Origin of the sequence: Colwellia sp. C1TZA3, from assembly GCF_007954265.1 — a bacterium.
Taxonomy (GTDB): Bacteria; Pseudomonadota; Gammaproteobacteria; order Enterobacterales; family Alteromonadaceae; genus Cognaticolwellia.
In genome coordinates, this window is the sequence record NZ_VOLS01000004.1 from 69983 (window position 1) to 83477 (window position 13495).

A 13495-nucleotide genomic window follows, 5' to 3' on the forward strand; every position below is an offset into this window, starting at 1 on the left:
CATAGTGTTACCTTTTAAGAATAATATTGTTCAAGCTCCTTAATATCGGTATTAGAAGCAGTCGATTGACTATTTCTGATATATATAATTACAGCAATAATCGATAACAAAGCAATTGATGCAAATATAATTGTTTGAATAATTAAGTCATTCATTTTTTAGCACTCCAAAGTTAGTATCACTTTAAGTAGTGCTAAACTCATGCCAAAAACAAATAACCAATAAATTCAACAACTAGAGCAATAAAAATCCAATCAACAAGTAACATATATAACGGATAGGTAATAATTATTACACCTATAAGCTTATTACTACCCCCTTTATTGTTGCTCAGCCCAACGTACACAAACTAAAGAGAGTTGACTTTAATAGCTGTATCTCCTTGAATATTAATAAATACTAGATCAGTAAATCCTTCATCGTCTCCGACTGATTCATAACTTAAAAACATATTTTTAATCGCTATTTCATCAACATACTTTCTCTGTTGCTTAAAACGCAGTTGGTTACGCTTGAGAATTAGAGACTCACTCCCCTGGAAGTCAAAAACAACTGCTTTAAAGGTAGCGAGTGGATAAAAGTTAAATATTCTCTTTCTAGATCTTTTAGTTAAATTTGTTAGATCCCAAACAACATGTTTGAAGTTTTTACTTTCTTTAATTAATTGTTCGAATATTTTGTTGTGAGTTATTTTAATGTTGCTATTTGACGGGTACTTAAAAAATTCGTGGTAATAAATTCCAGCTCTTTTCGTCAGTATGTCAACAATATCATCTGACGAAATAACAAAGTCATAGTCAAAAGTATTTAAATAGGACGTTTTTCCAACACATGGAGGGCCAATTAACACAGTGACTTTAGAAGTACTATCTTTCAAGGCAAGAGCCTTTTGGCCATTTAAACCGTTTTTCATCGTCTATGATTGCAGAGATATCAAATGGAACTACCCATAAACGTAATGGTTTATCGTCATCAAAATCAAAGCTCTGCTCAATAGGCTCTTGAAAGTCATCATGACTTGGGTAAATCAAAAATAGCTCACCTTTACCTCTTAAATATTTATGACCGTAGGCAAACATTTGGTAAAAGTCTGACTGAGATAAACCATATTTATTTTTCTTATCACTGCTATTTACTAGCTTCCATTTAGTATCGAGTACACAGGCGTTCACGCCTTTATCTTTACTATATGAGTTTTGTAGTAATAAGTCTGGCTTTAACATAAACCGTTTGTCGCCGTCATGGGTAACTAAGTATTCAGAACTGGCTTGTGTTTTCAAGCTAAAACCATCTGAAAGTTGCTTACCTAAAACACTAGCAACATAACTTTCAAATACAGCTTCCATGGGGAACAACAAGGAAAAAGCATTGCTTTTTCCTTGCATAGTTAGTGGTGAAAAACCTTCCAGAATTAATCTTGTCCATGCTAATGGTGTTTGGTAATAATTCATGCCTCTATCTAGCTTAATACCGCCAAAGTCATTCTTGATATTCGTGCTCTCTGGTATGTCAGCAAAAGCAAATAATAACTCTTGAACCAACTTTTGGTTGTTCACACTGCGGCTATAGCCGCTTACTTTTTTGAGTGCGGAATGGATTAACCGGTTTACTGGCCTATCTTGCAAATACTCATCATATTCTACATAAAATTTATGTTTGTTAATAAAATTATGCTGAACCTGTTTACCTACTAAGAGCTTACCTTTTAGAAAGGCTAAATTATCTTCACGGCGTACATAATCATTACGTAAACCCCGTTTAATTAATTCATTCACTGAAGATAAAAACTGGCTGATAAATACCTCTAACAAAGGCATTTTATTTTTAGCCAAATTAGCATTGTTAGTTTTTAAGTGACGAAAGCTCTTTAACGTTTTAAGCATGTTTAATAAAGAATCTTGAGCGTGTTTTGCTCGATCCTCATTTACATCTTTTTTAGCAACTTTAGGTAATACCTCTATTTGTGTACCATCAGGGGTAAATAATACGCCTGCATAGTTTTGTACTTGTAACACTTCACAATTATTGATGAAACGTGGACGCAAGAAACGGCTTTCAGACTCGTCACATAAACATAACTTTTTTAAATACTGAAAGGCCGATTCAGAAATGATTTCAATGTTTTCAGAAGCTTTGGCTTTATCACCAAAGCCTAAAAAACCAAACTCAAAAACAGTGGTTTGACTTTTAACAACAGGCATTAAGGGGTTACCTGTAACTCAGATTCACCTACTTTAGTGTTCTCATTCGATTTTATTTCATCACTTTTTGCCGCAATGGTCGATTTAGCCTTTAAAACTAAGGAGTTTAATACCTTGTCATCATAAATAGTCTGATAAGCTTCAGGGTTACCCCATACACTACTTATGCCTTCAAAGTTAGCTAACTTATAAGTTATTTTACTATCTTCATAGGTTTCCAAACCATGGTTTTCTCCAAAGATACTGCTGTATTTCTGAGTTTGTTGTTGAATAAAAACATACTTATTCAACTCATCAGTTTCTTTTTGAGACTTTAACACTTTTCGATTGTCACCCAAGACTAGACGAATTTTATTCCAGTCTTCAAAGAAATATTCTTCAAGTAACGGAATAATTTTATTTTTGAAGGTCTTTTGCAACTCTATAAAAGCTTTACCTTCATCACCCTTCGACTTTTCGTTTCCATCACGAGCTTCAACCACAGTCATAAAGAACGCATGACCTAAAGTGTGCTCACGATCGTAAAGCACTTCGATACGTTTATTCATTGTTATCAGTAACTGGGGAAGATCTATTCCTTTAACTAATGTACCTGCCAATAAATCAGGGTTTGGCATCATTTCAATAAAATCAAAACGACGACGCAGTGCAGTATCCATCATGGCTAGCGATCTATCGGCCGTGTTCATCGTACCAATTAAATACAAATTATCAGGAACAGAGAATAGTTCTTCTGAATTAGGTAAAATCACTTCTAATGCACCTTTACTGCCTAAACGTTTTGACGGTTCAATTAAGGTAATTAACTCACCAAATATTTTAGAAATATTGCCACGGTTAATTTCATCAATTATCAGACAGTAATTTTGTTTCTTTGCACTTATCTGGCCAGCATCTTTTTCGGGTAAATGTTTTTTTAATGCATCTAACGCTCTAATAAAGTAAGAAGCGTGTTGTTTCGCAAGGCCCGAAACAAATTCAGATTGTTTGATTCCTTGTCTGCTCTCAACTCCGTTTTTATATAATAACTTTAAATCTTCGTATTTCATGATTTGAGAGCTTTTCCAACTTTCTCCGCTATATCGAAAGCCAAACTCTTCAATAGCTGTAATTGAAACAGCTTCTGTTAATTCAAAATTATCAGACTCATCAAACATTGAAAGCTTAAACCCCTCTAACGCTTTGCTAAAACTGTATTCTTCATTTAACTCTGCGTTGGATTGTTTACTCTTTACTAAGTTCTTTTTAGCCTCGTCGCATATTTCTTTAAATACACCATTTTTTTCAAAGTAAGATATCTGCTCGCCTTTGGTTCTGGCCGTTAAGCCAATAACGAACTCTTCATAACCATAGCTCTGATGAAAGGTAACAAAGCGAATGCGCCCCTTTGCAACTAGCGACTTATATGCTTTTTCAAGTTTCTCCCTAAGCGTAAGGTTATAAGGTTCAACAGCCTCATTGATGATTAAGTCGTAAAGCAAAGGTTCGGCCGCTTTAACGGCAGCTTCAATGGTATGATAGGTTTTTCCTGTTCCAGGAGGGCCATAAAGTATTTGATTCAACGGTGTCTCTTGCATAGTACTAACTCCTTTACTGCCAGCTTGCTGAGCATCATAATCAGATTCAGGTTCAGTTATTCCACCAATATCTTCTGGTTTTTCTTTTTTGTTAAAAAACTCATAGAGTTCCCACAGCAAAATATTTCTGGTGAAAAAGTCATAATCTTTATTTACAAACGAATTTACAGATTGTAAAAGCGTTTCATTATCTTGATACCAATGGTCAGCTTTAAGTAGTGACAATTCAAAATTAGTATTTAAACCTGCAAAAATAGCTTTAAGGTATTTTTTACCTACAATGCTAGTAACATGCTCAGGATCAGCCAAAGCAAATACACGATGTATTACCGAATATAAAACTCTTTTAAAATTTTCATTTGCTGTCCAACGCTTGAAAACATCATCAAAAACTTCCTTAGTTGGATTATTAACAATATCTAAAGTTACTTTTTGTAAAAATACTTTATTTTTTGAAAATTCCCTCTCATCGTACATAAAGCCATTGCCAACACTCGATATACCGTTGACTTTCTTTAGCCAAATTTTGCTTAAGTCTTCATCATCAACAGATTGCGTGTTAATTATTTTATCTTTTAGCTGACAAGTCGCTTGATAGTCTTTGTACCAGCCATCAGAGTTAAAATGGTTACTTTTAATCCAGTCAAAAAACACTGACAAGCTATGTTTTTTATTACTTTGTTGCCAAAAATCATCGATAGCACTTTGATACTGATTTCTTATCTGTATTCCTGAACTTTGTGTACTCCATTGTTGTTCAGGACAAGCGTTTTGCAATAACACATAAGGTATCAAGCCTTCCTTACAGGTGTTACGTAAGCCTTGTAACTCAAATTCAATGTAAGAACGTTGTTTGTTAGAATCTTTCCAACAAACATCCATAAAACTAGGTCTGGTTACCACACCCTTCGCAATAATACCGCGAGCGCCATCACCTAATTTAATCAAATAAACATTATCGTTTAATTTCACTTGTTTATTATGACAAGACCACGTGATTCTTTCGCCAACTTTATAAATAAGTTGCCCTTTCGTTGAGCCTTCTCCACCATTGTTGAAATGTTTGGGATTCCAACTTAATAAATAACTTTCCATAATCTATCTACCTGTCTCAATACCTGATGCTGTAATGCTTTCTTTGTAAGCTTTATCCCAATTCTCATACTTAAACGCTTTTTTCACGTTATCAATAAACTCTTTCTTATTGAGCGTTTCGTAAGTCAAATCTTTAAAGTCGTAGCGTAATTCCATTTTTTTTATCAACTCATCGGCACTTGGGAATACATCGTTTAATTGATCTTCTATCCATAGCCTAATAGCTTCATCACTCGGGTCAGGGCCTAATTCTCGCTCTATATCTTCTAAATCGTTAGCCTTTAAAATAGGCACATAAATATCAACAATCGCAGATTTAGAGTCTTCAATACTTTGCTGTAAATTGTCTTGTACGGCTTTGCCATGAGCTGTTAGTTTTTTATTCAGTTCATCTATTTTCTTTAAGAAGAGTTCTTTATTCCTAACAAGTAACACTCTGCCTCTGTCTTTACCCAGCGACGAGGTAAATTTATCACGAATGTCTTTAAGATCTTTTTCTATTTTTTTAGAAGAGAGCGCATTGTCTTTGGCTAATAAATCAAAACTTGTTTTAAAACGCCCTTCTAATTCAGTATTGGCAGTGCCCAGTGCTTGTAAGCTTTTAGGCATGGATATTTTTTGGCGTTGAATAGCGGCACCTGTCATCGACAATTCAACATATTGCAGATACGAGCTATACACCCTAACTTGGCGAGTTACGTCAAACTTAACTAAGGGGTTATTTTTAATTGAGCTTTCAATGGTTTTAATCTCTTGCTCACCTAATGGGTTATTAGGTATTTCAGGAATAGTAGCTGTGATTTTTTCACGCTCTTCTTCACTTACACAGGTGGTAAGCGCTATTGCTTTAGCCGCAGGAGATAATCGAGTTGTAGCTTCTTGTACTTGTTGTACAGTTAGTTTGATGGCATTAAAACCTAAGCTGGTTGACTGTTCACTTTCAAGGTATAAAGCAGTTGGTGAAAAGCTATAGCCTTTACCATCAACAATGATCAAGGCAAAACGCAAATTAGGAATGTTATTAATCACAACAAAGTCATCCAAATTCGATACTGCTTCAAAATCACCAAAGCCCATTCGAATGCTTTGTTCACAAACATCCAGGCATACAGTAACCATGCCTTCACTTAAATCTTCCGAAGCTTGGATCAAAGCACCAGCCACTTCAGGCCTAACTCCCGGTGCTGCATAGATCACAGACTCGGTTGCACTTTCAATTAATTGGCTTATTTTAAACGTGTCTAAATAAGTAAAAAAACCATCAAAACCTTCCATGTAACTTCCTGTTTTTATTATTTATTTTCATCAAAGTAAACGGTATATCTACACCTTGTCTGTTAATACTCTTTTTGCTTCACTATAACGATTGTCAAAGGCTTCAGTTTTAATGTTTTCCCCACAAGAATCATCAGCACCACGGCGAAAGCGGTTACAGCCATAGAAAGTCTCTCGATTAGCATCGTTTTCTAATCTAGCGACCATAGTGCCAATACCACAACGTAAGCAGCCAAGCTCAACTTCATTACAACCAAGACAAAACCTAAAACCTTTAGCATTGGTTTGCATAGGCGAATTACAATGCTTACAAGCATTCATAGTCGTATCGCAAGCTGGCGCTAAAGTGCACTTATAAAAAGTTTTATCATAGCGAGTTTGCAATGCTTGTAACGTACCTGATTTACAGCTAGGACAATGCCACTGAGCAAATGATTTAGCTAACTTATTATCAACTAACTTATTGCCATACTTATTGATTTCAGTTAAGAAAGGGCTACCCTTGTCAGAATCGAACAATACATAAATAAAGTGCTTAGCTCGGGTTAAGGCAACATAAAATAAACGTCGCTCTTCTGCATACAAATAACTTTCTTTTTGCGGCAACACCAAATCAACCAGCTCATCATTTTCACGTGAAGAGGGAAAACTCCCGGACTCTACGCCCAGCACTACCACATAATCAGCTTCTAAGCCTTTACTTGAATGAGCGGTAACATAAGTAATATCTAAAAAAGAATAATTCAATTTATCAACATCAAACCCTGTCAGCATTGGCATGTTTTCTTTGCGATATCGGCCAATTATTAATACCGATAAATGTTCATTTTTCTGTTGTGCACTTTTATTAAAGGTATTTAAGCTACGTTGAAGTGCTTCCTGATATGCTTGCTGTTTTTGGTCTTTTATTGATAAATGACTTAGTTTTAAGTCTTGCTTTATATCTACTAGCCTAAGTGCAGGAACATCAATTTGAGCATGAGTTGAAATATCTTTTTTAAGTTGTCCTGGGTTAGCCATAACAAATTGACTACTCAGATTCTGAATTTTATTATTAAAACGAAATGTTTTATCTAATGGCACAGCCGTTGACGGAGAAAAGCTTTTATTAAACTCAGTAAACAAAGCGATATCAGCACCATTAAAGCGGTATATCGATTGCCAATCATCACCAACAGCAAACAGTCGCATATTAGGTTTAGACGCTAAAAGAGCCTTTAATAACTTTGCCCTGCCACCAGATATATCTTGGAACTCATCGACTAAAATATGGGTATAACTGTGGAAAAACTTCCCGTTTTCTACAATTTCCACAGCAAGCGAAATCATATCGCTAAAATCAACCGTATCAGTTTCACTCAAATGTGTTTGATAACTATACAATATCGGTTCAAACAAGGCTAAAAAGGCACGCGTTCTTTCAATGTCATACTGCGCAGGTGTAATACTTGCCAGTATTTCATCTACCGAGTGCCCACCTTCTTTGTAAAGTCCCAAGAAACGTTGAATTAACTCAATAAAGCCTAACCATTGCGTTTCATTTTCTTCTTTTAATTGTGTAAATATTTCTGCTAAAGGGATAGTTTTAACGGTTACCAAGTTATCGATTAGTACCTGCTTTAAACAGCTAGGTAACTTCCCCTGCATTAGTTGATAAGAATACAGCTCAGCCATTTTGGTGTCTTTTGAGCGATGTAATTCTCGTTTCCATTCAAGGTCTTCAAGATAACTTTGCTGATCAACAAATGGCGCCGTTTCAAACTTTTCATTTAAGCCTAAATATTCAATGTAAAGATCAGCCTCAGGTAAATAAAAGTCAGGTTGGTATTGGCGTCTGGCGACAGTTTTGGTATCAAATTTGTAATTAGCTTCATACTCATAGGCAACCCCATTAAGTGTTAAATAGTTGGCAATACGTAATTCACCGACACTTTTAACCCATTCTCCTTTAAGCGTAATCAAACGACAACTTGATAAAAACTCGTGATAATCATCAATAGTTTCAAAGTCTAATTCTGCTTTAGCGGGTGTACCTAAACTCGAGAAATAGTTAACTAATAACGCTTTATAATTATCATCCGCATCAGCTAAAGTATCTATGGAGCTATTAATAAATTGTGTAAATTGAAGTGGTTGCTCAGCAAATGGGGTTACTGCCTTTTTATAACCACCAAAGTTTGCAACAATGGCATTGCCAAGCGCATGAAAGGTACTGGCTTTAATGTCTTGTGCAACAGACGGTATGCGATCTTTAATTCGCTCATTCATTTCAGCGGCAGCTTTATTACCAAAAGCTAGCATCAGCACATTTTTTGCACTGGCAATATTAGCTTCGACTAAAAATCCCGCCTTGCCTATTAGCGTTGCTGTTTTACCTGTACCTGCGCCAGCAATAACCAAATTATGGTCATCATTCGTAACACAGGCGATACGTTGCTTTTCAGTTAATTTTGACTTTTCTACCGTATCGAAAAATTCTGCGTATTTATTCAGTAAAATAGGCACAACTGATTGGTTATGTAATTCACGCCCAAGCTCACTAACATCAGTTGTTTTTAAGCTGAGCGCTTGAGTAAATATTTGCTGATGTAACGGATTTTCTAATTGTTCAACATTAATACCTAATAATGAAAATTTGGTCACTAAGAAGTGTAACTGTGCGATAGGTTGCCATTCAGTACTAGATAAATAAACCTCTCTATTTTTTAATTGCTCTAATGACTGTTGAAAGTGTAACCAACGTTCACTTGAGGCAATCAAACTTAATAGAGTAGTAATCACTTTTTGTTTAAAAGCATTTAATACCGCACTGCTGTAGCCTTTAAGGACTTCTTGTTGCTGGTCTTCTGCCCCTATCGTTAACGAATCAAATAACCAGCCCTTGTTGACGTTAAACTGGTTAATATCATTTAATGAAAATTCAATAACGCCACCATTACGTTTAATCGTAATGGTGGTACTGTCAAGTTCAATACTTAGTTGAACACCGCGTATTTTATGCCAGAATTGAACTACTGATGCTGGGGTTAGTCTCATTTAGTTACCGTATTTAGGTAAGGTATTATAATCATTACCACTAAAATAAAATTTCGAAGTCTTCGTCTTTAGCTACTATTGAACTTGTTACTTTAGGCGCAGCATCCACATACTTATTGTCTTTAGAATAAGGGTTAGTACTACACCCCATCAAACTACAAGATTGACATTTTGAACACTTACACCAGTTGCAAGCTCCACACCGGGGGGTTGCCGGGTCGCGATCATCAACGCGCCCACTATGACAACTCCAACAATGATTTATATACCATTCAGTCGCACAATGTTGGCAACGTTGATAGCCTTGTGCGCTGTGCACCCAATATGTTGGTACAAATTCCGTTACCGGCTTGTAAGGATCCGCAAATTTAATTTTATAATCGGTATTGTCTGATGCACAGTTGAGACAAACGTGACGCATAGCATCATCATTTCTAATGTCTGTGGCATTTTCTTTATATTTAGTACAACGCGCTTCAAACTTTTGTTTTTGTATTTGCCTTTTTAAGGCCAATGTTTCTTCTTCACCCAACAAACAGCAACTCACCTCATCTAGCCAATGAGGTGAACTCAACTCTGTTTTTTTCCAATGGGCATGAATAGTTAATTGCTCTATCCATGCTGATTTTTCTGTCGCTGTAATTACATCACTTAAAATCAGTGATTTTAGTGCAAGAATATCTGTTTGGGTAATACGAGCATTCACCACAAACTTGTCTTTTAATTGTGCAACAAAATCGACTAACTGTTGATTAGGAATATCATTAACATTGTGCCAATGCTTAGCCAGTGCATTACCTTTATCTGTTTTTTCGTTATCAAACCAAACCGTTAAATGAGATGATTTAACGTTTGAGTTATTCTCATAATTATAGGTATCGAACTTAGCTAATAATTGTTTAGTGCTTTCATCTTTTATTTTTCTAATATGGAAAAATATATCCTTATAACCACTTACTTCGATAAAACCAAAGCCTTTATCATCAAGATAACGGCTAACCGTACCAAATAATAATGCCATTATGCGACACCCTTAGTTTTTGGCTTTGTCTTGGCTTTATTGGCCTTAGAGGCTTTAGCAACTTTCTTCGCTGCCTTTTCTAGCTTTTCAGCCTCAGCTCGGGCGGCTTTAATGCGTTGAAGTAGTTTGTTGGCCGGTTCGTCGTTGGGATCTTGTGGCACTAACTCGCCTTTAAAAGCTTTAGCTAATATCGATTGGGTTAGGTTGTCGACTCGCTGTTTGGCATTGCTGAGATTCTTTTCTAAGGTATCGGCTAAGGCAGAGTATTGTTCGACTAGTCGGACTATTTCGGTTTGCTCCTCGATAGGAGGTACTTCTAAAATAAATTCTTTCACATCTCGTTGAAATAAATGAGGTACAGCACTTCCTGTCATTCTTTCCTGAACAATTCGCTGAACCTCTGGCCCTGCTAGAAAATAATATAAATAATCAGTTAAAAAGTACTTCCCCGATCTAATTAGCAGAAGTGAAGAATTTATTGACGCAAGTTCAGTTAAATCTTTAATAATTGCTATTTTCCCAATACCTGCACCATCTTTGCACACAAGGATATCTTCATTTCTGAGTTGTATTTCTGGGCTCTCCTCATATCTCTCTTTGGATATGTGATAGGCTCTGGACAAATCAACATATTGACCATGGTTTAAACCGTGAACAGATAAAAACAATGGACCTTCTTCTGTATATTCGTCAGCTTTTAGTCCTTTCCAACCGATTCTAGCTGAAATATAAATAAGACCTTCTAAAGTTTCATAAACCCAGCCTTTTGGAAGTTGTTTTTCTTCACCTGATAATTCAGTTAAAATTTCTTTGTATTTGTCTTTCCATTTGTCATTTTTAGGTACTTTCCCTTTAGCTAAAAACTTTGCTTCCTGCTCCTCAACCCAAATGTCATATCTATAGTTTTTTATATCTTTTTTAATTTCAACAATAGATTTTTCGCATTCATTATCCCCACGCCATTTCTCAGTGAGTTTGCCGGAGACTGCGGCGGCGAGCACGGATTGACGGAAACGTTTGATGATGTTGGGCAAATTGTTGAGGCGTTGTTGTATGGTGTCGACCTGCGCCAATAAGCTATCGAGTTTTTCAACAATGCGTTTTTGTTCTGGGAGTGGTACTACAACAAACGGTAAAGTTGAAAGCGTTTTAGGAGATAAATTTGGCTGTAAAGTCTCTGACAAATTCACCTCAACTAGCTTCATAAAGCTATTTGTTAATAAATGATACTCACAGTATTTTTTATCTATTTCAGCATTGAAATTTAATTTACAAACTCGCTGATTAAGTAGTCCAATTTCATTTCCTTTAGGGTAGTGACAAATCTTTAATTTCCCGTTAGTGATCGGACGAGTGAGAGCCATCAATAAATCTTCAGGTTTTACCAAAAAAGAGTTATTTGTATCTTCGATATAGGAGGATGGTAAATACTCCTGATTCTTGATTAAATAGAAACCACTTTGAACGTTAGATATTTTTACTAAAGGAGTACCAGACTCTACAAAATCTTTACTTTTAAAAGCATTCCCAGAGATTACATTACAAATGGATCTAAGTTCATCTTGTATCCAACCTTTAGGTAATTCAGTTACTTCTTCTAGACCCATTATTCAGCACCTACAATAATTTTTTTCTCTAGCCCAAACTCTTCCGCTAATAAATCCACTTGCCCTGCTGCTTCATCAATAGCTCCAAGATCTATCATTAGTTGATTCATTTCGCGCAAAGCTTCGGTCAGTTCGGTCATCGCTTCAGTCGCTAAGACTTCTGGTGCGGGTAGGTTAGCTGCATCAGTAATTGAGTTATCTTTCAGCCAAGTAATGTCTAAGCTGTCGCCTTTATCTTTAATAAACTGGCGAGAAAATTTGCGGAAACGAGCCTGTTCAATTCCATTAGAAGATTCTGAATCAAGTTCAGAATGACTGTCGGTAGTACAACCTAGAATATTGTAGATACCCTCTTCACGTTTACTTTGACCATTAGCATCATCACCATACGCTTGTTCAAAGCTTTCAAGGTACTTTTCAGTAAACGGGCTGCGTTTACCAAAGGTTTGTAAGTTAGTACGTAAATCGTATACCCAAGTCTCTTCAGTACAGTCTTTGTCTTGGTTGGGGTTAGTCGGCGTGCCTTTTTGGAAAAACAATACGTTGGTTTTTACCCCTGCTGCGTAAAAAATGCCGGTCGGTAAACGTAAAATGGTGTGCAAGTTACATTTATTCATTAAGTCGGTACGAATTGATGCACCCACACCAGATTCAAATAATACGTTATCCGGAATCACCACCGCCGCTCTTCCGCCTGGCTCAAGGGAGTTATAGATATGCTGCATAAAACACAATTGTTTATTCGAGGTGGGGTAAACAAAAGTACGGGTAATATTGGTACTAGCAGCCGAGCCAAAGGGAGGGTTGGTTAAAATCACATTGGCTTTGGGCAGATTTTCACCGTCGTTACCTAAGCTATTACCTAAACGGATAGCACCGCCTGCGCCGCTGCCTTCACTAGCAACATCAGGACCTTCTATGTCATGTAATAAACAATTCATTAACGCTAAACGACGCGTTTCAGGTACCAGTTCAAGACCAACAAAAGCGCGTTTCATTTGAAACTCTTGGCCGCTGTCATCTAAGTCGTCTAAGTCGTTAGTTTGGCTTTTAATGTATTTGTCGGCTTCAATTAAAAAGCCAGCGGTACCTGCTGCGGGATCTTGAATTATTTCGCGTGGCTGTGGTTTAAGTAATTTAACCATAGCGCTGATTAATGGTCTTGGTGTGAAATACTGCCCTGCGCCTGATTTTGTTTCGTTGGCGTTTTTTTGTAATAGCCCTTCGTACATATCACCAAAGTCATCACGGCTTTTGGCGCTACCACTTTCGAACCAATCTAGGTCGTCCATGGTGCTGACTAGCTCAGTTAATTGCCCTGCATTAGTAATAGTAGTGTTTACGTTTTGAAATATAGCACGCACAATGGCGTGTTCGTCACTGCCTAATTGTACTAACATGTTGCGGTAAAATTGCAGTTGCTCTAAGCCAATTTTACCTTTTAAATTGCCCCAACGCATGCCTTCGGGCAGTAAATCCTTTTCTTGACCAGTTTCTTCACTCATTTTTAAAAACAGTAAAGTGGCTAATTCGTTTACGTAGTTTTGATACGAAACACCGCCGTCACGCAGGGTGTCACACATTTTCCAGAGTTTGGCGACCAAGTCATTATTATTCATTTTTTGTTCCTAACGCCTTTGTAAACAGACCATTATGGTCATGTTGGCTTAAATTTGGTTTGTT

General features: G+C 36.6%; 8 protein-coding genes. All 8 read right to left on the bottom strand.

Annotated elements, in window-relative coordinates:
- Positions 1-349: 349 nt before the first annotated feature.
- From ESZ39_RS02265 to ESZ39_RS02300, 8 genes are read right to left on the bottom strand one after another with little or no spacing between them, the layout of a single operon-like run.
- Positions 350-913: an AAA family ATPase gene (locus ESZ39_RS02265; protein ID WP_146878175.1), complete on the bottom strand. Its 564-nt coding sequence runs from the start codon at positions 911-913 to the stop codon at positions 350-352.
- On the bottom strand, positions 867-2201 hold the full coding sequence (locus tag ESZ39_RS02270; protein ID WP_146878176.1) for an McrC family protein: 1335 nt from the start codon (positions 2199-2201) through the stop codon (positions 867-869). The genes ESZ39_RS02265 and ESZ39_RS02270 overlap by 47 nt, the downstream gene beginning before the upstream one ends.
- Positions 2201-4873, bottom strand: coding sequence for an McrB family protein (locus ESZ39_RS02275; protein ID WP_146878177.1), 2673 nt, complete (start codon positions 4871-4873; stop codon positions 2201-2203). The genes ESZ39_RS02270 and ESZ39_RS02275 overlap by 1 nt, the downstream gene beginning before the upstream one ends.
- A gap of 3 nt (positions 4874-4876) precedes the next feature.
- Entirely contained in the window at positions 4877-6148 is a 1272-nt protein-coding gene (locus ESZ39_RS02280) for a hypothetical protein (protein WP_146878178.1), read from the bottom strand.
- Positions 6149-6196: 48 nt separating this feature from the next.
- Complete coding sequence (locus ESZ39_RS02285) at positions 6197-9184, bottom strand: UvrD-helicase domain-containing protein (RefSeq protein WP_146878179.1); 2988 nt, start codon at positions 9182-9184, stop codon at positions 6197-6199.
- A 40-nt stretch (positions 9185-9224) separates the two neighbouring features.
- Positions 9225-10205, bottom strand: a complete 981-nt coding sequence (locus tag ESZ39_RS02290; protein ID WP_146878180.1) for a cold shock domain-containing protein — start codon at positions 10203-10205, stop codon at positions 9225-9227.
- Positions 10205-11812: a restriction endonuclease subunit S gene (locus ESZ39_RS02295; protein ID WP_146878181.1), complete on the bottom strand. Its 1608-nt coding sequence runs from the start codon at positions 11810-11812 to the stop codon at positions 10205-10207. Before ESZ39_RS02295 ends, ESZ39_RS02290 begins: the two co-directional genes overlap by 1 nt.
- Positions 11812-13431: an N-6 DNA methylase gene (locus ESZ39_RS02300; protein ID WP_146878182.1), complete on the bottom strand. Its 1620-nt coding sequence runs from the start codon at positions 13429-13431 to the stop codon at positions 11812-11814. The genes ESZ39_RS02295 and ESZ39_RS02300 overlap by 1 nt, the downstream gene beginning before the upstream one ends.
- Positions 13432-13495: the final 64 nt, after the last annotated feature.